The following is a 20,592-nucleotide window of genomic DNA, read 5'->3' on the forward strand; positions in this document are numbered from 1 at the left end:
AGCTTCTTCCCCGCGGGCGCAAAAGCGAGTTATCGCTCTCGGCCTGTTCAGTCTAACTTAGTAAGTCAGGGTTCGACTGCCATTGCGTTCAATAATTAACTTTTGCGCTAAAAAACAATGAGAAAAGTTGCATTTTTAAGCAACTTATGTGACAAGTACATTGCACATAAAATTCTCAAGTAGGTAGTATTATGAGAATCAAACTAGACGCCCTAAAGGCGCTAAACATATTTAAACAATTACCAAAGCAACACCGAACAGGATTAGCTATTGCTAGTATGTTTTTAGGTGGGCTTATTCTATTGCCGTCAGTCACAGTAGAGGCGAGTCGTCATCAAGACGCTTTGGTACTTGATACCGGTATTCGGTACCCTCTTGATTTGAACATTATGCCGTCCACCGACGTGTTTTCGATTGAAGAAGAGTCGACCTGGCAAACTTATAAAGTACGAAGCGGCGATACCCTTGCAAAGCTCTTTAAGCGTGCGGGTTTTACCTCTCGTGATGTTTACAATGTTACTCAAGCCGGTGACCTTGCTAAAACACTGGTCACGTTATTACCTGGTGCTGAGCTTTCGTTTAAAATTAACAACGATGGTACATTTGGCGAGCTTAAATATAAGCTTTCTTCTACCGAAACCTTATTCATTCGCCCCGACCCCACCAGCGAAGATAATAGCTTAACGGCCGATCTTGAAAAGCGTGACGTTGATATTCGCTATAATTTTGCCCAAGGCGAGATTCATTCAAGCTTTTGGAATGCTGCGGTAACAGCAGGATTAACCAGTAATCAGATTATGAACCTTGCGGGCATTTTTGGCTGGGATATTGATTTCGCGATGGAGATTCGTTCAGGCGATACCTTCAATGTGGTGTTTGAAGAACAATACATCGATGGTGAGTTTGTGGGCTATGGCGACATAGTTGCGGCAGAATTTACTAACCAAGGTGAAGACTTTAGCGCTATCTTGCATGAAGATGGTACTTACTACACACCTGAAGGCCGAAGCATGCGTAAGAGCTTCTTACGTGCGCCAATTAACTTTAGGTACGTGAGCTCTAACTTCTCGAAAGCACGTTTCCATCCTGTCCAAAAACGCTGGAAAGCACACCGTGGTACCGACTACGTTGCCGCGGTTGGAACGCCAGTTATGGCCGCGGGTGATGGTAAAGTAATTAAGTCAGCGTACGATAAATACAATGGTCACCATGTTTTTGTTCAACACGGTGAAAAATATACTACTAAGTATCTGCACTTTAAAAAGCGAGCAGTAAAAGTAGGCGACACGGTTAAACAGGGTCAAACCATTGGTTACTTAGGTAGCACTGGCTTGGCATCTGGCCCGCATGTTCACTACGAATTTTTGGTAGACGGTGTACACCGTAACCCTCGTACCGTATCACTGCCAAAAGCATTACCTATTGCCGCTGAAGAGCGTGAAGCATTCATGGAAATTGCTCATGTACGTCAGCAGCAGCTTAATAACAACAAACGCATTATGCTTGCAATGAAATAGCCGACTTATGGCAAAGTATATTGGCCTTATGTCAGGGACTAGCATGGACGGCGTTGACGCCGTCCTTTGCGATATCACTGCAGATAAGTGCCAAACCTTACATGCCGTATCCATTTCCTACCCTGCTAATCTACTTTCTTTACTTCATTCACTTTGCACCCCCTCTACTAACGAGCTCAATGCGATGGCAACCGCCGATAGGTTGGTAGCAGAAAGCTTTGCACAAGCCGTAAGCGTGTTGCTATCAGAGACTCAGCTTTCATCAAGCGATATCACCGCAATTGGCTCACACGGGCAAACCATAAGGCACTTTCCGCAGGGAATTGAACTTCCCTACGACATTGAGCAAAAAGGTTTTACATGTCAGATTGGCGACCCTAATACTCTTGCCGTGTTAGCAGGTATTGATGTTATTGCTGATTTTAGGCGTAAAGATATTGCTCTTGGCGGCCAAGGTGCGCCCTTAGTTCCAGCCTACCATAATGCTATCTTCGCTCATGACACCAACCCCAGAGTGTTGGTTAACATTGGCGGTATTGCGAACATTTCAGTATTAGCAGCAAAACGAGATGCTATTGCCCCTCTTGGCTATGATACTGGCCCAGGCAATACCCTAATGGATGGGTGGATTAAACAGCATTTAAACCAGCCCTATGATGACAAAGGCCAATGGGCGAATACGGGTGTAGTAAGCAATGACTTATTAACTGGACTGCTAGCAGATAGCTATTTTCATCAAACTGCGCCTAAAAGTACCGGCAGAGAGTATTTCAATTTAGCATGGTTAACGTCTTACCTTGATGCGCTCGCACGTTCACAAGCCAGCACACTCGCCCCTCAAGATGTGCAAGCGACGCTATTAGCACTAACAGCAACGAGTATTGCTGATGAAATTAACAGGCAAAAAATGCCCAAAGGCGCACAAGTCATCGTTTGTGGGGGCGGTGCCTTTAACCCTGTGCTGATGCATCGCATAGCCAACTTACTGCCAAGCTATCAAGTGAGTGACAGCCACAGTATCAATATTCACCCCCAACACGTTGAAGGGGCCGCATTCGCGTGGCTCGCTTTTGCACATCGAAATAATATTCCAGGCAACGTCCCCGCTGTTACCGGTGCTTCGCGAGAGGCGGTATTGGGTGTTTTTTGCCCTTCACGCTAAGTCAACGTTTAACGAAACCTTTAGTCAACCACCCGTTTTCATTTCACACATAACGATTACTTTTTCTATAAAAAATGCCAGCAAAGGCTGACATTTTTTAAAATCATGATGAGCATCACTACAGCAAAGTAAGTATTACTTCGCCATGTTTGCCTTCAAATTATTGGTCTTCAAATCGTCAATCGATACTTTCTGAGGACTTTTAACTGCTTTAATGTCAAACAGTCCATAGCCAGCCACAAACATAAAGCATACTGCAGGAACAATATAAGAAATGACGATACCTGCTGAGTCGATAATTGCAGCTTGGAAGAGTGGCATAATTGCGCCACCTAAAATAGCCATTACCAAGCCGGCTGCGCCAAGTTTAGTATCTTTCCCTAGCCCTTCTAACGCGATGCCGTAGATAGTAGGAAACATTAGCGATAAACATGCAGATATTGAAACAAGTGCCACCACACCGATTATATTTGGCGCTTGTGTCATAACAATACATAAACCTACTGCCACCAGCGACATCACCATAAGCAGTCGTGCTGGGTAGAGGTACTGCATTACCCACGTCATCACAAAACGTGAAATAAGAAACACTATCATGCTGTATTGAAGTACATCGCCGCCTTGCACCTCATTACCCCCAACCGCTTTCATGACGTATTGGATAGTAAAAGTCCATACACAAGTTTGCGCGCCCACGTTGAAGAACTGAGCCATAACACCAAAACGATAATGCTTGTTCGCCACTAGGCGCTTCAATGATGCTGCAATGTCGATATCATCAGCTTTAGACTCAGTGGCTTCATCCACAGGGGTTTTAATCAAAGCTACAGCAACCCAAACCACAAGAAGTACACACGCCATAGCAACATAAGGGATCATCACCGCATCCAATTCAGCACCTATAACAGATTTTAGCTCAGTCATAGACATAGCACTTCGCTCTTCAGCTGAAGCCTGATTCAAATTAGGTAGTATGAGCGTAGCGGCTAAGAATACTCCAAAGTTTGTCCCTACAGGGTTGAATGCCTGTGCTAGGTTTAATCTTCTGGTGGCGCTTTGCTCGTTGCCCATCGCCATGACATAAGGGTTAGCGGACGTTTCCAGAATAGACAATCCACCGGCCATCACAAACAAGGCCAACAGGAAAAAGCCATAAGTCATTGTCTGACTTGCTGGGTAAAATAGAAAGGCACCGGCTGCAGCACATCCTAGCCCTACAAGCACACCCGTTTTATAAGAGTATCGTTTATTAATAAAGGCTGCGGGTATCGCTAAACAGAAATAAGCACCGTAGTAAGCGAACTGAACTAAGGCCGATTGTAGTGACGACATAGTAAATATTTTACTAAAGACTTTCACTAGCGGATCCGTCATGTTGGCGGCAACGCCCCATGCAGCAAAACACACCGTCAATAGAATAAACGGCAATAGCGTATCTCTGGAAACTATAGGCGCTTTAGTTTGCATCACCCCAACCTCATCTTGTAAACAATTTGTTGAGCAATTTAACCAACAAAAAATGTCCATGTCAATAAATCAACAAGACTTATTTAATTGGTGGCGCGACTAAAAATACCACACCACGTTAACATGAGCGCTATTGCTTCAACTATTCACTCCACTCCAAATTTCATGAATTCTTTATATTAAACAAGGCTTAAACCAGCTTAAACTTAAAAAAAGGCACTACAAAAGTCTAAAAAGAGGCCATCTCCCTCTAAAAAAATCCTATATCGCGCCACCCCATCTGTTAACACCTTTGTAAAATAAAAATAAATAAACAAGGTTGATTTATTAGTTTGACTGCATTAGATTGCATTTCCCATACGCAAGCTGTTAACACGATGTGACTTCAATTCACTTATCCCTAGGCATAAGAAACGAATGGAAGCATCGTGATGAGCACAAAAACAAGTGCAAATTATAAGCACGTTCAATTAACACTAAGGGTAAGATATGAAGCATACTTTTCGTTGGTTAAAGCAAAAAACTCTGACTTTAAAGTCACTTACACTTACTTTCTGCTATCTGTTAGTCAGTATTTCTTACCCTACCTTTTCTGCGCAAGATACATCGGAATATATAGAGTGGCAGGCAAGTTACACGGGGGAAGCCGCTGCTAACGTTGATGGCGGTAAGCGTGAAGGGAGTGCTTATGCTGGTCAATTATTTTTAGGCGCAGAAATAGACTTAGAAAAATTTGCAGGTTGGGAAAATACTAAAGTCCATGTGGCATTCACTAATCGTCACGGACAAAACTTAGCGGCTACGCATATTGGAAGTAGTACCTCTGTTCAGGAAATCTATGGCGGCCAAAATTCCCGTTTAGCTAGGTTTACCGTAGAGAAAAACTTTTTTGACGACCAGCTACAAATAGAAGTCGGCAGAACCGTGGCAAACATCAGCTTTCTTGGTTCAGAGCTATGTCAATATTTTCAAACGAATTCCGCTTGCGGAAACCCCACATTTGTTTTTAAAACCAGTAACTTTACATGGTGGCCTGTTTCAAGTTGGGGAGGTCACGCAAAATTCTGGCTATCGCCTGAAATCTATTTTCACACTGGTGTGTATGAAGAGAACACACCTCACCAAGACTTAAGTGATCATGGTTTTGATTGGTCAACGGATGAATCAACTGGCGTAGTCGTACCTGTGACATTGGGCTATCAAACTACCTGGGAAAATGACGACTACCCAAGACGCTATGAAATTGGCGGTTGGTATGATGGTGCGGACTACACAGACCCAGCTAAAGATGAGAATGGTGATTTTGCTGCTGTCACCGGTAACGACTATGCGACCCAAAATGGGCGCTCTGGTATTTTCGCCCGATTCGAGCAAACCATTTTACGTCCAGATCTACATTCTAAACGCAGCGTTACAATTTTTGGTGCGGTGTTAACAGGCACATCAGGTGAGCTTATAGAAGATGAGTATATTAAAGCGGGCTTTGTTAAACGCGGTACCTTCGTAGGAAGAGACGAAGACACCATAGGCTTTGTCGTCACTCAACAATTTTATAGTGAGGATGCCATTGAAGACCAACGCGTATTGCGCGAAGCAAATGGCGGTTCAGGCCGCCCTGCAAACAGCCAAACCATGATGGAGTTAAGCTACGGCGTCCATATTAACGACAATATTCGGATTCAGCCTAACGTGCATTATATTATTAATCCAGACCAGTTTAGCGAACGTGACCGGCTTCAATCGTTAGATGATGTATGGGTAGTGGGCGTACGGTTTGACGTTAACCTAGCAGGTCTGATACTGCACTAGTTAACATAAACTCCCCTTTCATTTTCACCGTCAGGGTCGTCATTATGACGGCCCTTTTTCTTTTTAGCTAAAGCACGTTTTCATTGGTTAAAATCTCAATTCTTATAGTGCTAGTAGCGTCAGCATTGCCAACTTCGCAGGATTTACCCTCGCCTCTTACACTCTTTTTGCTATTTATTAGTACCGAACGGCATATCCTTTCACCTTGAATCAATCCAAGTCGCGTCCATTTCTGTAATCACTTACACACCGTTTTAAAAGGAACAACAAATGTCAGAGTTATCTCTGTTTAAGCCTCTAGAATGGGCAGGCAATACGCTACAAAACCGCATGGTATTAGCACCTATGACACGTGGCCGTGCAGGTAGCGACCGCATACCTAACAAAATCATGGGTGATCAATACGCACAGCGCGCCGATGCAGGCCTTATTATCACCGAAGCGACGGCCATATCAGAAGAAGGTATTGGCTGGGTAGACACGCCCGGAATTTACACCGATGAAATGGTGGAAGGATGGTGCTCTATTAATGAAAGAGTGCATGAAGCTGGCGGCAAAATTATCCTCCAGTTATGGCATACCGGTCGTGCGTCTCATAGTGACTTCCATAACGGCGACTTGCCTTTTTCTGCGTCTGCTATTGCCATTGAAGGCGATGAAATTCACACGCCAAAAGGTAAAAAGCCTTACGAAGTGCCAAGAGCAATGACACAAGATGACATTCGTAGAACAGTTGCTGATTTTAAACATGCGGCTGTAAATGCGAAAGCTGCAGGTTTTGATGGTATAGAAGTGCATGCCGCTAACGGTTACCTGCTAAATCAGTTTTTAGACAGTCGCAGCAATCAACGTAGTGATGAATATGGCGGCAGCGTAGATAATCGATACCGCTTCCTTAGTGAGGTGATGGACGCCGTACTAGAGATTTGGCCTTCAGAGCAAGTTGGTGTGCGTTTATCGCCTAATGGCGTATTTAATGACATGGGTGCAGATGATTTTCGCGATACGTTTACTTATGTCGCCCAAGCACTTAATAAGCTTAACCTTGGCTATTTACATGTGATGGATGGCCTAGCGTTTGGTTTCCATGAACGCGGTGAGCCTATGACGCTTGCAGAGTTTCGCGCATTGTTTGACGGTATGTTAATGGGAAACTGTGGTTATACCCAGAAGGAGGCAGAGAAACGTATTAGCGACGGTGATGCCGACATGATTGCATTAGGGCGCCCTTGGATCACCAACCCAGATTTACCGACACGGTTCAAAAACAACTACCCACTGGCAGCGTTTGATGACCCCTCAACGTGGTATGGCGGCGGCGAAGAAGGTTATACCGATTACAATACCTACCGTGAAGAAAGCGGAAAAGCAGCCATGGCGTCCTTAACCTAACAAATAAGGTTAACCTAGTAAGTAAGGTTGATTTAACTGCAGGTGCAAAAATGTTGCAGTAAGTTAATAAAAAAGCAGTCATTTTATGACTGCTTTTTTTATATCTTTAGCAACACTGCGCTATTAATATTTCGCTAGCATCGCAGCTTTAGTTAAACGCCACTTGTTTATCAGCTAATACCGCAAGCTTTTCTAGGCAAGACATCCACGCATATTGATGTTGATCGCATTCTTGTTGGTTGCTGAAACCACTATGAATTAGCATTAACGCCACTTCCCCTTCGCTAGTTTCTTCAAAAGAAATATCCACTGAGCTCATGACGGTTTCTTCTACGCCATCTTCCCACGCCCAAGAGAACACAAGCTTCTCGTTTGCTAAGATAGTCACATATTCACCCGTTAGCGCTATTTCAACGCCGTTGGGTTCAATCATTTTTATACGGTATCTTCCGCCCTCTTTAAAGCTACTCATAATTTGCGATACCGTGCAATTACCCGGAGCAAACCATTCAGATAAATATTCAGGTTCATGAAACGCAGCAAACAAAAAGGAGATGGGCGCATGAAGGGATACATTCAGGGTAAATTGAAACATGTTAAGTCGCCTGTAAAAAAACTAGAGCCTTGGTAAGTTTAGGCGCTAGCAGAAAAGGATTCTAGGCTGTTATCGGCTATGTTCAACATTTTCTTTAGTTTGACCGATAGCGTTGCCTTATGTGAATGATTATCTTAGGGTATCCTAACTAGCAGTATCTATTCTGCGTAAACTATTTACGCTATGTATTCGGCTAATTGTAAAGGCCACCAATAAAATTTTACTAAGGCTCATTTATGTCAATTCAATCGCCTACACTCAACGTTTCTATACTCAGCAAAGATGCCAGCGCATTAGCAGAAGAAATAGCAAATGCATGGCCTGAGCCTCATGCTTTGAATATCTGCCAAGCCGTTACCACTTCTGAACAAATTAACCCAGACGAGGTTGAGGTATTACTTGCCGATCCTAATTTGGCGGCTAAGGTTATCGACCAGTGCACTGGCTTGAAGTGGTGCCAATCAACGTGGGCTGGCAATGCACCGCTTATTAACTTGGACAAAAGCGATTATATACTCACTGGCGTAAAAGGCGTGTTTGGAAACCTAATGCGCGAATATGTGTTTGCCTATCTCTTGCAATACGCACGCAATATTCCCGCATTCGCGCATAACCAGAATCATCAGCCCCCAATTTGGGAAGAAAGCCCCCGAGCGCCCCTTACGGGCAAAACCCTTGGTATTTTAGGCGCTGGCTCAATAGCTAAAGCACTTATTCCTGTGGCAAAAAGTTTTGAAATGAAGGTAATAGGCTTATCGAGAAGTGGTCAAGCGGTAGGCGGTTTCGATGACGTCTATTCAGCAACTGATCTACTCAAGTTTGCACAAGAGGCCGACCATGTGGTGAACTTGATGCCAGATACCCCCGCAACTACAGGTGTATTAAACCAGGCTTTCTTTGGCGCACTAAAGCCTCATAGCGTGTTTATCAACGCAGGACGTGGAAGTGCCGTTATAAATGACGCGCTTTTAAACGCACTGAATAACGGCACACTACAAGCAGCAGTCCTTGACGTATTCACACAAGAACCACTACCAAAGGAACACCCATTTTGGACCCACCCCAAGGTGGTGGTTACTGCACATACTGCGGCTGTATCATCACCTGAGGATGTTGCGGGCGTATTTATAACGAATGCAATACGTTACATGGCTAACGAACCGCTTTATTATCAATTTAATTTCAATAAAGGCTACTGACGTGGGTCGGTAGCGGTTAGCTCTATACGGTCACGATGCTTTTCATGGAATTCCAGCAACAAAGGATAGTCTTTAAAGCTGTGCAATTCTCTGAATAGCACCCAATCTACCATTGAGTACAGACATATTTCAGGATACGTCCAGCCACTAAAGCCACCCGCTTCCAGCTGCTTAGACAGTGTTGAAAAAACCGATTCGATACGCTCTTTTTGCAAACGAATGACGAGATTGTCTTGATTGATATCGATATCAGAGCGCTTTAATAGCATCAATTGCACGAATGAATCGTTAGCAGCATCTATCAGAGTAAGCAGATTTTCTTCCTCCCAAGATAAGGAGTCATGGTCGAGTTTACTCGCCAAATAGCTGTAAATTACTCTAGAATCGAAAATTAATTGCCCGTCGTCTTCTAGGCAAGGCACTTTTAAAGTGGGGTTTCGCGATGCAAGTAGCTCTCTGTCTTCCCCAGAGAATATTTGTAAATCGAGGAATTCATGGGGCGTATTAGAAAGTACTACGCGAATTCGACGTACAAATGGTGATGTTACCGAACCATACAGTTTCATAGCTTCAACCTGAGTGAATTTACTTACACACTCAGTTTAGCCATAAAATCAACGAGGAGAAAAGCACAAGACCGTAAAGGCGAGACAAGCATACACCAAGATGCGGTGTACGCCCGATAATCATTTAAACGCTGAAGCTAGCGCCGCATCCACAGGTAGTGGTTGCATTTGGGTTTTGCACTAAAAAGCGTGAGCCTTCTAAACCTTCAACATAGTCAACAATGCCGCCCACTAAATATTGTAAACTCATAGGGTCTACCACTAAGGTAACGTCATCTTTATCAATTGTCATATCGCCGTCGTTCACCTTCTCATCAAAAGTGAAACCATACTGAAAGCCAGAACAACCGCCTCCAGTAACATAAACCCGCAGTTTTAACGCAGGGTTTTCTTCTTCCGTGATGAGCGCTTTTACTTTTGTCGCCGCTGCATCAGAGAACTCAATTGGCAACGCCATTTCTACAGACATACTCACCTCTTCATTAACCATGTGCACTTGCACGCCTTCACGTACACGTATCGATAACCCAATTATCTAATACTTGAGTAACGCTATCAACTATTGGGGTGAAACTAACTGAAACAATAGCTAGCGACATTTCATTTAGCATGAAAATGATTGGCAAAATGGACACTCATGCCCGTAAGGCATACTCTAAAAAGAAACCGACGGGATTAACATGGCGCATTCAGTATCTTCTATTTCCCTTCAAAACCGTAGACTTAGACTGCCAGAAGGCGCACAAGCTCCTGCTATTGATGGACGTGAACATTACAAACAAGCACTGAAAAGCTGGCAAAAAAAGTTACTACATGTTCAACAGGCATACTATCACCAAGGCAGGCGCGCAATCATTGTGTTTGAAGGATGGGATGCTTCAGGAAAAGGCGGCGCAATTAGAAGAGTGACCGAAAAACTCGATCCTCGCGGTTTTCGCGTTCACCCGTTCGCTAAACCTACGCCAGAAGAGCAAGGTCGCCACTACCTTTATCGGTTTCAAACACGACTGCCTACACCGGGTAGGCTTGCCATTTTTGATCGCTCTTACTACGGCCGTGTGATGGTAGAGCGCATTGAAGGTTTTACACCTAAGCCCGCATGGGAAAGAGCGTACCAAGAAATTAATGAGTTTGAGCGGCTATTAATTGATGATGGCGTGACGATGGTAAAACTCTTTATGCATATTTCAGCAGCAGAGCAGTTAGAACGCTTTGAAGAGCGCTTAAATAACCCTTACAAACGCTGGAAGCTAACCGAAGAAGATATACGAAATCGTGGCCGACGGGAGGGCTATATTAACGCCATAGAAGAGATGTTTGATAAAACCGATACTCAAATGGCACCCTGGCATGTGATACAGGCCGAGCATAAATGGTTTGCCCGTATTAGCGTACTAAAAACAATTGTTGAGGCACTGAGTGAAGGCGTAATTGTAGAACCACCGCCAATCGACTCTACCGTGGTGCATTTAGCGAAGCAGCAACTTGGTATTACTTTAGAGAAAAGTGAATAAAAGATAGCAGTTTACCCATGTCTTGTGACTAAGACATGGGTAGCACTATTTACGGCTAATTGTGGCCATAGGAGGCTTTGATTCGGTGTAATCCACCTATTCCTAGCCCTAACTCTAGCTTTCAGGCAAGGTCACGTTAAGCTCTAGCACGCTGCAATCGTCACTGCTTTCCAACTGTACCGATACTTGGTCATCTGCAATGCTCACATATTTGCGTATCACCTGAATGATTTCTTGCTGCATCATTGGCAGATAATCTGGCTCGGTACGTTTGCGTCTTTCATGCGCAACAATTATTTGTAGCCGCTCTTTGGCCATGGCCGCAGTGCGCGGCTTTTCCTTTTTCTTTAGGTAATCGAAAATACCCATTACTTGCCTCCTAGCAGGCGTTTAAAGAACCCTTTCTTCTCTGCTTCTAGAAATCTATGTTCAATGGTTTCGCCTAATAAACGGCGAACAGCGTCTGAATATGCCTGACCTGCGTTAGCCTCTAAGTCTAGAATAACTGGCTGACCTTGGTTAGAAGCCTTAAGTACGGCTTCCGATTCAGGAATAACACCCAATAATGGTATCGCTAATATTTCTTCAACATCAGCCACGCTAAGCATTTCTGCACTTTCTACTCGCAAAGGGTTATAGCGAGTTAGCAATAAATGTTCTTTTACTGGCTTACCTTGTTCAGCGCGCAAAGACTTACTTTGCAAAATACCTAAAATACGATCTGAGTCACGTACCGAAGAGACTTCTGGGTTAGTCACAACGATAGCTTCATCGGCAAAATACAATGCCATTTGAGCGCCTTGTTCTATACCTGCTGGTGAATCACAGATAATAAAATCGAAATCTTCTTTCAACTCATTAAGTACGGCTTGAACCCCATCGATGGTAAGCGCGTCTTTATCACGTGTTTGTGATGCTGGCAGAATAAACAAGTTGTCGGTACGCTTATCTTTAATTAGCGCTTGTTTCAGCGTGGCTTCTTTATTTATTACGTTCACGAAGTCGTAAACCACGCGGCGTTCACAGCCCATGATCAAATCGAGGTTACGTAAGCCCACATCAAAATCGATGACTACGGTTTTATGACCCGCCAAGGCTAAACCTGTACTGATAGCGGCACTTGAAGTCGTTTTACCAACCCCACCTTTACCCGATGTTACTACAATAATCTTTGCCATTTTTAATTCCTTGTAGAATACGTTAACACTTAGGCGATAGGCTCAATGTGTAACGTGTCCTCTTCTAAATAGATTTGTGCGGGCTGTTTCCAGCATGATGCTTTTACGGTTTCATGCATAATGAATTGCCCAGCAATTGAAATAAGTTCTGCATCTAACGACTGACAAAAAACGCGGGCATGCACGTTACCTTTTACGCCCGCCAGAGCTCGGCCTCTAAGTGTGCCGTAAACATGAATATTTCCATCTGCTAATACTTCTGCCCCTTCGCTCACCGCAGCGGTAATCACCAAATCACCACCCTCAGCATAGACTTGCTGCCCTGAGCGTACTGGGCGGCTAATGACTTTTACTGGTTTAGTGGCAGCTGCTGGTGTCGGCACTGGTGAGGATGCTGCTGGCTCATTCGCGGCCTGCTCTTTTAACGCAGTGCTTTCTGGTTTTGTTGTTTTCAACGAGCTTTCTGTAAATTTACTTTGGCTAACATCTGCTAAGCCCAAATCGTTGATGACACTTCTAAGTGCCCCTACTTCACCGCGTACCGCCATAGGTTGAAGCTTAAAGCGTCGGCAAAGCGCAACGAGCAACTCGAACTCGGTAGCACTCAGTAATTTGACTAAATGCAATATTAGCGATGATCGAGTGAAAAACTGGGGTGCACTATTTATCTTTTCAGCAAGCTGAGATTCAAAGGTATCTGGATCAAAATCGATCACTTCTAACACGATACTGGTTAGTGTAGTGCCCTTCATGCGAAAGCATGTATCTGTCATTAATTATTCCTGAGTAATTTTTATTGCTCAACTGCCCAACCATGAGGGCTTAAAGCGAGTATGCACTCTATCAAATTCCGCTTCATCGGCAATAGGCAAGCGCTTAACAAGCGCACAACTGCTCACAAAACAACCACAATCTAACATTCCTTTGCACTAGGCATCTAGTATCGACCTAAAATTGCATTGAAAATCCGTAAAAAAAGCGTGGGGATCCACGCTTTGCATACCATTATTTTGTTCATAGCGCCTTTCAACCAGGAAATTAAAGCTCGGTTAACCGCCCTACTAAATGCCTTAGCGCTGAGTTTCAGTCAGTTTTTTAGGGTCTAATAACGATTCCAGCTCAGACCTTGGCAAGTCGGTCATCGCTTCTGCAACATCGATAACGGGCATTTTATCTTTGTAAGCTTTTTTCGCTATTTCTGCGGCTTTCGCATAACCAATGATAGGGTTAAGCGCAGTCACTAAAATAGGATTTTTCGCCAATGCTTTCTCAAGGTTCTCTTGGTTAACCGTAAACCCTTTAATGGCCTGCTCGCCCAAAAGCACACAGCTATTCGACATTAACTTGATGCTCGACAGCAAATTATCGGCAATCATAGGCAACATAACGTTAAGCTCGAAATTGCCCGACTGCCCGCCCACCGTTATGGCTGCATCGTTTCCCATCACCTGTGCAGATGCCATCGCTACCGCTTCGGGTATTATGGGGTTCACTTTGCCGGGCATAATAGATGATCCTGGTTGCAATGCCGGCAGCGATACTTCACCTAAACCAGCAAGGGGTCCTGAGTTCATCCAGCGTAAGTCATTTGAAATTTTCATTAAGGTAACGGCGAGGGATTTTATCGCGCCTGATAAAGTTACCGCCGTATCTTGCGAGCTAATTAATGCAAAGCAGTTGTCAGCAGGGGTAAATGCTATACCTGTAAGGTCAGATAGCTTACTGGCAAAGGTTTCAGCAAAGTCAGGATGTGCATTTACTCCTGTGCCTACTGCCGTTCCACCCTGCGCTAACGTTTGAATGGAGGGTTGAAGCGACTTTATTGTCTTACGTTGCTGACTAAGCTGCGCAGACCAAGCACGTAAACTTTGATCCATCCTAACTGGCATAGCATCCATTAAGTGTGTGCGGCCGGTTTTGCAATAATCAGACACTGAATTTGCTTTGGTATCGATGATATCGATTAGCTTCGTAATGGCCGGGATAAGCGATTCTGTCAGCTCAATGGCGGCACTTGCATGAATGGTAGTGGGAATAACATCGTTTGAGCTTTGTCCGTTGTTGACATGATCGTTAGGGTGGACCGCTTCCCCTTCATGTTTACCTTGTTGCTGATTCGCCAAGTTAGCGATGACCTCATTGGCATTCATATTGGTGCTAGTGCCTGAGCCTGTTTGAAATACATCTACCGGGAAGTGCTGCTGTAACTCGGGCTCATCAAGCAATGTGTCACAGGCCTGCTGTATAGCGTCGGCAGTTCCAGCATTAAGGGTTTCGAGTTTTTTGTTCGCAAGTGCAGCGGCTTTTTTAATTGTCACTAGGGTGCGAATAAAAGTAAGCGGCATTCGTTCGCCGCTTAATGGAAAATTATTAATTGCGCGTTGTGTCTGTGCGCCATATAACGCGTCGCTAGGAACTTCGAGCTCGCCCATGCTGTCACTTTCTGTTCGGGTATTTGTCATTACTGTCCCCTTAATCTGATGAAATAAACGTTACTCTACTCTTGCCTACTTCACCCTGCACGGTTTGGATCCTTATTTATCCCTTTCAACAACAGTGCATCCGTCAAGACATCGTTCAGTATCTATGATTTGTTACTACTAACGATGAGTATTGACAGGTTGCCATTAAATGATAATAATTACTATTATCATTTAATGTGATTATAGCATGATCTGATCACGTGAAAGTTCGTAGGAATTAGTACAGTGTATTAACAAAGCTCATTACGTGTGCCTTTGATAAAACCTGTTATTTTCACTGTACCGTGTGGGGCTGTACCTTATAGGACTGTACCTTTGAGTACTGAACCTTGAAGTACGACCACCTGTTGCTGCCACCTGGAGTCGCGAGTGTCCTCCCTAACTTCAACTGAAAAAATCAGTAAATACAAAATTAGGCAAAAAACACTAATGTTAAACAAGCGCCTCTTCTTGCCGGCGTTTGTTGTCGTGCTTCTTGTTTACTCATTCACTCGGGAAGCAACCATCGCAGTTCTGTCCGATGCCTATTTCCAAGTATCAGCATTTGTTTATGCATCACTGTCTGTTTATTACATTGCCACGTTAAAGGTATCCGCTGAGGCCATCGGCGATTTTATGCGCAAGCATCCGTTTTATGAAGTAGGCTTGGCGTCCTTCCTTGGTGCCCTTCCCGGCTGTGGGGGCGCGATTATTGTGGTCACTCAATATACTCGAGGTGTCACAAGCTTCGGTGCTGTGGTTGCTGTGCTAACAAGTACCATGGGTGACGCCGCGTTCTTGCTACTGGCGCAAGCGCCGTTTGATGGCTTAACCGTAATGGGTGTTGGAATGGTGGTGGGTACCCTAACCGGCGTTGCTGTGAACCATTTCCACAATTACCAGCCACCGTCCTCAGCCAATACCCTTAATAGTACCGATCATAATGAGCAACCATCTACCACTGCCTCCTCTTTAATTGATAAACTTTCTACGTACTTTTGGCTGGTTGTGGCGTTACCGTCACTTGCCATTGCACTGGGCTTGTCGTTTCAATCGCCAGTGCATGAATATCTGGGTGTAACGGAACCTACGTTGCAACTTATTGGTGCCGTATTATGTCTGTCGGCAATTACACTATGGTCGTTAAACGGTGGAAGTACAGGTTATGCGTCGCTTACCAGAGAAGATGCTATTACGCCTCCCCCTCGCTGGCAGAGTAAAGCAGCGTTAGACACCCAATTTGTATTAGCTTGGGTTGTCGTTGCTTTTTTATTGTTTGAATTATCTATACTGTGGTTTGGACTCGATATAGGTGCCACACTAACCTCTATGGGCGCGAGCGTTGTAGGTTTAGCAATTGTGGTTGGTTTTTTGCCTGGGTGCGGCCCACAAATTTTAGTGACCAGTCTTTATTTAAACGGGGCAGTGCCATTTTCAGCTCAGCTTGGTAATGCAATTAGTAATGATGGCGATGCACTGTTTCCCGCCATAGCACTGTCACCAAAAGCTGCCATTCTAGCAACTGCCTATTCCGCTGCTCCTGCCGTAGCGGTAGGCTATGGGTATTATTTTTTATTTGAGAGATAGCGATGTCAGTGAGGCTGCTAGCAGCAAATCACTTTTGGCTAGACACTTTTGGGCAAGCACGTTCGCAAGCGCATCAAGTACAACGACAAGGCGCTATTGAGTATCGTCTAATATGCTGTCACTGTTCAATGCGTCTTCCCATGTGACCTTTTTAGCTAGATCTCCACGCCGAGAATTATACTGAAATACGGTAGTAGTAAGAGTAATTGATGTCGGTTGAAAACCATCGGGTAGCGTAAAGCTTGTATTAACGGCTTGAAAATACTTAAACCTGTACTCTATTTCTTGCGAAATAAACCCAGGGTCACCAATAGAAACCGTTAACTCCTTCCCTTCACGTTCACCTGATAAAGTGATAGCAAGTTTGCCCTTAACTAATGCTTTGTTTTGTCGCTGCTGCAGCACGACAAAACGCATTTGAAACTGATTAGGTTCTGCCAATGAGACAACTTCGACCCCTTCAATGACAAAACCATCCTGAGTGGTTTCAGGTGCCATAATTCGTTGATAAAAAGCGAGTTGCTCTTGAAGCTCAGTCTGTTCTTTTTGAAGGTTATTGAGTTGTTCCGAAATCGATTTTTTTTCTAATTCTGTTAAATGCAATGCGACTTCTAATTGATTAACCTGAGTCACATATTGATTGTTTTCACTTACCAGTAACGCAATGGTTTTATCTTGAGCGTCAACCTTCAAACTGTCGCCCTCGTCCGCTATCCGCGCTAGCTTGTAGCCAAACGCCATCATCAACAGAGATAAAGCAGCCACAAGCAATGACCACTTATAATTACCTAGGAGTTGTTTCAATTTATCGGTTGTCATGAATAGTTTTTGATTCTTAGTGAATGTGAGCCAGATACATTAAATTTCTTAACATTATGAATTTCAAGTGTTTGTGGTAAGCTGCTTATACCTACGATTTCTCTACTGTATCACAACATGCGTTTGCAGGCTTTACGACAAGAAGTGGCTCACCCGAGGACGTCTATACAACTTTGCCTCTTGGGTATTGTGGGCGGCGTAAGCGCAGCATCGTTGATCATCATGTTTCGACTTTGCGTGGAGTGGCTTCAAGCATCAGGTTTTGGCGCACTGCGGGAATGGTTCAATGATGAATGGCCCGTTTGGTTTCTCATGCCCTTGCTTAGCGTGCTGTGTATTTTGCTTATTGCCTATATCACGGGCTTTAAGCACTACCGAATGGGTATTCCCTTTGTCATACACCGCGTAAAATATTACTACGGCCATATTCCCTTTCGCACCACCATTAATCAGTTCTTCGGCGGTATGTTGGCACTAGCGGGTGGCTTCGTGGTAGGCCGCGAGGGTCCCTGCGTTCATTTAGGTGCATCGGCCAGCAGTTTCTTAGGTCAATGGCTAAGACTTCCCTATAACAGCATTCGTATTCTCGCCGGTTGTGGTATTGCGGCGGGTATATCCGCTTCATTTAATACTCCGTTTGCTGCGGTTATTTTTGTCATGGAAGTGGTATTACGAGAATATAAAATACATATATTTGTGCCCGTTATGCTTGCTGCTGCGTGTGGCTCGGTGTTAACCCGTATCGTATTTGGGCAAGTGAATGAGCTTTCATTTTTGTCTTTTACCGCATTTAGTCAGTGGATGTACTTATACCTTATTTTGCTGGGCGTTTTACTCGGTATGCTCGCTACATTATTTAATAACCAACTTATGCGGGTAATGACCTGGTTTAGACCTGTCCCCATGGTGTGGCGACTCATGCTGGCGGCGCTAATAACAGGCACAGTGGGTATGTTGTTGCCCGAGGCGTTAGGGGCGAACTTTATTGATGTTGAAACCTTATTTGCCAGTAACCCAGAAACGCTTTTACTGTGTGCCATTTTAGTGAGCAAAGTAGTACTGGCTGTTTTTGCTATTGGACTGGGTATTCCCGGCGGAATTATCGGTCCTGTGATGGTTATCGGTATGCTTGCAGGCGCGGTACTGCTAGTGCCATTGTCATACTTTATCGACGTGCCTGAGTTTACTAATAGCTTTGCCTTATTGGGCATTGCAGGCATGCTTACCGCTGTACTTCACGCGCCTCTCGCCGCCTTATCTGCGGTAATGGAGCTATCTTACAGCCCTGAAATCATCTTGCCCGCCATGTTGGTTATCGTGCCTGCTTATGTGACATCAACACAGTTTTTCGGCAATCGGTCGATTTTCATTCGCCAATTAGATTATCAAAACTTACCCTATGCCATCTCTTCTATTCGTGAAGCCCTTGAAAAGACTGGCGTGCTAGCTGCATTAAGCAAAGACTATAAGCTTTTTCATGATGCTCCAGATAAGGCACTTGAAGACTATTTATCGAAAAATCCAACGAAAATCGTAATTCAACAATCAAAATTTGAAATAGATGTGCAGTATCGTCTGGTCCAATATAATGTGAGCTTAGAGCACGATGCTAATGCGCTTAGTTATCACGAGATGGAAGGCTTAAATGCCCAAAGCACGCTCCATGAAGTATATGAGCATCTTAAAAATATGCGTTCTGGTGCGGTTTATATTTACGATCAGGAACTAAACGACATCATTGGCGTTATTACCTGGAATATTTTGCAAAGCTTTTTACAAAAGGCACAGTATTAACAATGTACATTTTATGGTTTAAAGCACTTCACATTTTTTTCATGTTGGCGTGGATGGCAGGAATTTTTTATCTTCCTCGGCTGTTTGTTTACCACGCTGAAGCCACGTCGCAAGAAGTGAAAGACCAGTTTAAAGTAATGGAAAGAAGGCTGTGGTTTTTTGTTACCCCGTTCGCTTTTTTAACCTTAGCGTTTGGCGTCGCACTTATTGTAAGCTATGGAAGTACGTGGTTTAAAATGTCGGGTTGGCTGCATATTAAATTTATGCTTTTACTTGCGCTTTACAGCTATCACTTCTATTTGTTTAAGCTAGTAAAGCAATTCTCCCGTGACGAAAACCGTCACAGCGCCAAATTTTACCGCATTATTAATGAAGCACCGGTACTGCTTATATTGGCTATTGTTTGTTTAGCAATACTAAAACCTTTATAAATTCGATAGACCGTGTTACCTCGTAATACAGTTATGGATTAACCATTAAATAACCTAAAGGAAACTACATGGATGATAGTAACCAACATTTAAAAGATTTGTTATCGCAAACTGATTTAGCGTTTAAAGCGTTGATGCGCCAGCCGGGCTCTAGTGAGTTAAGTAATGCTTACGACAACGCTAAAGCAGAGTTAGACGCCTATATGAAGTCATTGCGCAACACGCTTTCTCAGCGCAAACAGCTGCAACGCCAGAAAGCACGTTAAGGAAGTTTCGTAAAGGTTTCAAACTGATTGGGTAATGCTGCGCTCAGTTCACCAGCCAGAGCAATATAATCTTGAACCATCGCAGGGAGCTGCTTCCACAATAAAGGTAAGTTTTCTTTTAGCTGTTGTGCTTGGCTGGGATTACGATACTGCAATGCCAGTTTAACATTCGCCAGGGTAGTAAATAACTTTAAGCAACGAGACAGTCGTTTCTCTGGGGTATCTGAGCTACTACTGTCTTCACGATAGGCATCTTTCGCACTTAACTTTCCCCACGCCTGTTGCCAGACATCTTCCAGTTGCTGGTGCACGTAAAGCAATCCTTCAAGCCATTGAGCTAATTCAGCGGGTATTTCAGGAGCAGTATCAGCTTGCCCTTCTGAATACTCACAGCGCATTGGCATTAAGGGTTTCTCGTCCGTCATACACTGCAGGTGAGCCCTTAAGTTATCCATCAGCACATCCGCCAATGCATCTACATCTTCGTCTACCAGCGCACTTGACGAGCTTTGTATCATCCATGGCATCCACTGCTCTGGCATAGGGATTTCTGGTGACGCTGCAACTGCGAATATCATACCGTCGGCTTTATAAGCGCTAGGTAGCACATGCGTTAACTTGCCCTTTTCAAACACAGGCAAAAGAATATCGATGGGACGCGCCTTTTCTGACATTAAAAATTCCTACAAGCGGTTGAAATGACCTATTTATTACCTGTACCCTTCGCGCCCCTTTTTATGTTGTATTAAAAGCGCGATTAACGATTGCTTTCAATACACTGCAACATAGTAAGCCAGTAGCGATGGAGTTAGTCTGCGTGGTTGCGCAATGGCT

At 44.1% G+C, this 20,592-nt stretch carries 20 protein-coding genes; 10 read left to right on the plus strand and 10 right to left on the minus strand.

Annotated elements, in window-relative coordinates:
- The first annotated feature begins 191 nt into the window (after positions 1–191).
- Both FLAVO9R_RS16055 and FLAVO9R_RS16060 read left to right on the plus strand, forming a co-directional pair.
- Entirely contained in the window at positions 192–1,517 is a 1,326-nt protein-coding gene (locus FLAVO9R_RS16055; protein WP_159532935.1) for a peptidoglycan DD-metalloendopeptidase family protein, read from the plus strand.
- A 7-nt stretch (positions 1,518–1,524) separates the two neighbouring features.
- Complete coding sequence (locus FLAVO9R_RS16060) at positions 1,525–2,679, plus strand: anhydro-N-acetylmuramic acid kinase (RefSeq protein ID WP_159532937.1); 1,155 nt, start codon at positions 1,525–1,527, stop codon at positions 2,677–2,679.
- Between the two features lie 135 nt (positions 2,680–2,814).
- On the opposite strand, the gene fucP is transcribed toward FLAVO9R_RS16060, so the two are convergent.
- Complete coding sequence (gene fucP, locus FLAVO9R_RS16065) at positions 2,815–4,146, minus strand: L-fucose:H+ symporter permease (RefSeq protein ID WP_159532939.1); 1,332 nt, start codon at positions 4,144–4,146, stop codon at positions 2,815–2,817.
- A 489-nt stretch (positions 4,147–4,635) separates the two neighbouring features.
- Here fucP and FLAVO9R_RS16070 point away from each other — a divergent pair, with 489 nt between their 5' ends.
- Both FLAVO9R_RS16070 and FLAVO9R_RS16075 read left to right on the plus strand, forming a co-directional pair.
- The gene (locus tag FLAVO9R_RS16070; protein WP_159532941.1) at positions 4,636–5,955 is read left to right on the plus strand and encodes a carbohydrate porin; all 1,320 of its coding nucleotides are present in this window, start codon (positions 4,636–4,638) and stop codon (positions 5,953–5,955) included.
- A 270-nt stretch (positions 5,956–6,225) separates the two neighbouring features.
- A complete protein-coding gene (locus FLAVO9R_RS16075; RefSeq protein WP_159532943.1) occupies positions 6,226–7,347 on the plus strand; it encodes an alkene reductase in 1,122 nt (373 codons plus the stop codon).
- A 148-nt stretch (positions 7,348–7,495) separates the two neighbouring features.
- Here the strand turns inward: FLAVO9R_RS16075 and FLAVO9R_RS16080 are convergent, their stop codons facing one another.
- Positions 7,496–7,942: an SRPBCC family protein gene (locus tag FLAVO9R_RS16080; protein WP_159532945.1), complete on the minus strand. Its 447-nt coding sequence runs from the start codon at positions 7,940–7,942 to the stop codon at positions 7,496–7,498.
- Positions 7,943–8,178: 236 nt separating this feature from the next.
- On the opposite strand from FLAVO9R_RS16080, the gene FLAVO9R_RS16085 reads away from it, so the two are divergent.
- Positions 8,179–9,141, plus strand: a complete 963-nt coding sequence (locus tag FLAVO9R_RS16085) for a D-2-hydroxyacid dehydrogenase (RefSeq protein WP_159532947.1) — start codon at positions 8,179–8,181, stop codon at positions 9,139–9,141.
- On the opposite strand, the gene FLAVO9R_RS16090 is transcribed toward FLAVO9R_RS16085, so the two are convergent.
- Positions 9,135–9,707, minus strand: a complete 573-nt coding sequence (locus tag FLAVO9R_RS16090; protein WP_159532949.1) for a glutathione S-transferase family protein — start codon at positions 9,705–9,707, stop codon at positions 9,135–9,137. The genes FLAVO9R_RS16085 and FLAVO9R_RS16090 overlap by 7 nt on opposite strands.
- Positions 9,708–9,831: 124 nt before the next feature.
- Entirely contained in the window at positions 9,832–10,176 is a 345-nt protein-coding gene (gene erpA / locus FLAVO9R_RS16095; protein WP_159534683.1) for an iron-sulfur cluster insertion protein ErpA, read from the minus strand.
- A 211-nt stretch (positions 10,177–10,387) separates the two neighbouring features.
- Between erpA and FLAVO9R_RS16100 the strand changes: the two genes are divergently transcribed.
- On the plus strand, positions 10,388–11,221 hold the full coding sequence (locus tag FLAVO9R_RS16100) for a polyphosphate kinase 2 family protein (RefSeq protein WP_159532951.1): 834 nt from the start codon (positions 10,388–10,390) through the stop codon (positions 11,219–11,221).
- A gap of 114 nt (positions 11,222–11,335) precedes the next feature.
- On the opposite strand, the gene minE is transcribed toward FLAVO9R_RS16100, so the two are convergent.
- From minE to FLAVO9R_RS16120, 4 genes are all read right to left on the minus strand, one after another.
- Positions 11,336–11,590, minus strand: a complete 255-nt coding sequence (gene minE, locus FLAVO9R_RS16105; RefSeq protein ID WP_159532953.1) for a cell division topological specificity factor MinE — start codon at positions 11,588–11,590, stop codon at positions 11,336–11,338.
- Complete coding sequence (minD, locus tag FLAVO9R_RS16110) at positions 11,590–12,399, minus strand: septum site-determining protein MinD (protein WP_159532954.1); 810 nt, start codon at positions 12,397–12,399, stop codon at positions 11,590–11,592. Before minD ends, minE begins: the two co-directional genes overlap by 1 nt.
- A 29-nt stretch (positions 12,400–12,428) precedes the next feature.
- A complete protein-coding gene (gene minC, locus FLAVO9R_RS16115; protein WP_159532956.1) occupies positions 12,429–13,172 on the minus strand; it encodes a septum site-determining protein MinC in 744 nt (247 codons plus the stop codon).
- Between the two features lie 297 nt (positions 13,173–13,469).
- Positions 13,470–14,861 (minus strand): class II fumarate hydratase, encoded by a 1,392-nt coding sequence (locus FLAVO9R_RS16120; protein WP_159532958.1) that lies wholly within the window; start codon positions 14,859–14,861, stop codon positions 13,470–13,472.
- Positions 14,862–15,311: 450 nt separating this feature from the next.
- On the opposite strand from FLAVO9R_RS16120, the gene FLAVO9R_RS16125 reads away from it, so the two are divergent.
- Entirely contained in the window at positions 15,312–16,448 is a 1,137-nt protein-coding gene (locus FLAVO9R_RS16125) for a putative manganese transporter (RefSeq protein ID WP_220100008.1), read from the plus strand.
- Between the two features lie 93 nt (positions 16,449–16,541).
- Here FLAVO9R_RS16125 and FLAVO9R_RS16130 read toward each other — a convergent pair whose 3' ends face one another.
- Complete coding sequence (locus FLAVO9R_RS16130; protein ID WP_159532962.1) at positions 16,542–17,267, minus strand: DUF6776 family protein; 726 nt, start codon at positions 17,265–17,267, stop codon at positions 16,542–16,544.
- Between the two features lie 117 nt (positions 17,268–17,384).
- Between FLAVO9R_RS16130 and FLAVO9R_RS16135 the strand changes: the two genes are divergently transcribed.
- The 3 genes from FLAVO9R_RS16135 (at position 17,385) to FLAVO9R_RS16145 (ending at position 19,758) form a co-directional block, all read left to right on the plus strand.
- Positions 17,385–19,061 (plus strand): chloride channel protein, encoded by a 1,677-nt coding sequence (locus tag FLAVO9R_RS16135; RefSeq protein ID WP_159532964.1) that lies wholly within the window; start codon positions 17,385–17,387, stop codon positions 19,059–19,061.
- Between the two features lie 2 nt (positions 19,062–19,063).
- Positions 19,064–19,492, plus strand: coding sequence for a protoporphyrinogen oxidase HemJ (hemJ, locus tag FLAVO9R_RS16140; RefSeq protein ID WP_159532966.1), 429 nt, complete (start codon positions 19,064–19,066; stop codon positions 19,490–19,492).
- A 68-nt stretch (positions 19,493–19,560) separates the two neighbouring features.
- Positions 19,561–19,758, plus strand: a complete 198-nt coding sequence (locus FLAVO9R_RS16145; RefSeq protein ID WP_159532968.1) for a hypothetical protein — start codon at positions 19,561–19,563, stop codon at positions 19,756–19,758.
- Here FLAVO9R_RS16145 and FLAVO9R_RS16150 read toward each other — a convergent pair.
- The gene (locus FLAVO9R_RS16150; protein ID WP_159532970.1) at positions 19,755–20,432 is read right to left on the minus strand and encodes a UPF0149 family protein; all 678 of its coding nucleotides are present in this window, start codon (positions 20,430–20,432) and stop codon (positions 19,755–19,757) included. The genes FLAVO9R_RS16145 and FLAVO9R_RS16150 overlap by 4 nt on opposite strands.
- Positions 20,433–20,592: the final 160 nt, after the last annotated feature.

The sequence above is a fragment of the Alteromonas sp. 38 genome, from assembly GCF_902506055.1.
GTDB lineage: Bacteria > Pseudomonadota > Gammaproteobacteria > Enterobacterales > Alteromonadaceae > Alteromonas > Alteromonas lipotrueae.

Coding starts and splice junctions, on each gene's coding strand:
- FLAVO9R_RS16055 (WP_159532935.1), top strand. CDS start 192: ATGAGAATCAAACTAGACGCCCTAAAGGCGCTAAACATATTTAAACAA.
- FLAVO9R_RS16060 (WP_159532937.1), top strand. CDS start 1,525: ATGGCAAAGTATATTGGCCTTATGTCAGGGACTAGCATGGACGGCGTT.
- fucP (WP_159532939.1), bottom strand. CDS start 4,146: ATGCAAACTAAAGCGCCTATAGTTTCCAGAGATACGCTATTGCCGTTT.
- FLAVO9R_RS16070 (WP_159532941.1), top strand. CDS start 4,636: ATGAAGCATACTTTTCGTTGGTTAAAGCAAAAAACTCTGACTTTAAAG.
- FLAVO9R_RS16075 (WP_159532943.1), top strand. CDS start 6,226: ATGTCAGAGTTATCTCTGTTTAAGCCTCTAGAATGGGCAGGCAATACG.
- FLAVO9R_RS16080 (WP_159532945.1), bottom strand. CDS start 7,942: ATGTTTCAATTTACCCTGAATGTATCCCTTCATGCGCCCATCTCCTTT.
- FLAVO9R_RS16085 (WP_159532947.1), top strand. CDS start 8,179: ATGTCAATTCAATCGCCTACACTCAACGTTTCTATACTCAGCAAAGAT.
- FLAVO9R_RS16090 (WP_159532949.1), bottom strand. CDS start 9,707: ATGAAACTGTATGGTTCGGTAACATCACCATTTGTACGTCGAATTCGC.
- erpA (WP_159534683.1), bottom strand. CDS start 10,176: ATGTCTGTAGAAATGGCGTTGCCAATTGAGTTCTCTGATGCAGCGGCG.
- FLAVO9R_RS16100 (WP_159532951.1), top strand. CDS start 10,388: ATGGCGCATTCAGTATCTTCTATTTCCCTTCAAAACCGTAGACTTAGA.
- minE (WP_159532953.1), bottom strand. CDS start 11,590: ATGGGTATTTTCGATTACCTAAAGAAAAAGGAAAAGCCGCGCACTGCG.
- minD (WP_159532954.1), bottom strand. CDS start 12,399: ATGGCAAAGATTATTGTAGTAACATCGGGTAAAGGTGGGGTTGGTAAA.
- minC (WP_159532956.1), bottom strand. CDS start 13,172: ATGACAGATACATGCTTTCGCATGAAGGGCACTACACTAACCAGTATC.
- FLAVO9R_RS16120 (WP_159532958.1), bottom strand. CDS start 14,861: ATGACAAATACCCGAACAGAAAGTGACAGCATGGGCGAGCTCGAAGTT.
- FLAVO9R_RS16125 (WP_220100008.1), top strand. CDS start 15,312: ATGTTAAACAAGCGCCTCTTCTTGCCGGCGTTTGTTGTCGTGCTTCTT.
- FLAVO9R_RS16130 (WP_159532962.1), bottom strand. CDS start 17,267: ATGACAACCGATAAATTGAAACAACTCCTAGGTAATTATAAGTGGTCA.
- FLAVO9R_RS16135 (WP_159532964.1), top strand. CDS start 17,385: ATGCGTTTGCAGGCTTTACGACAAGAAGTGGCTCACCCGAGGACGTCT.
- hemJ (WP_159532966.1), top strand. CDS start 19,064: ATGTACATTTTATGGTTTAAAGCACTTCACATTTTTTTCATGTTGGCG.
- FLAVO9R_RS16145 (WP_159532968.1), top strand. CDS start 19,561: ATGGATGATAGTAACCAACATTTAAAAGATTTGTTATCGCAAACTGAT.
- FLAVO9R_RS16150 (WP_159532970.1), bottom strand. CDS start 20,432: ATGTCAGAAAAGGCGCGTCCCATCGATATTCTTTTGCCTGTGTTTGAA.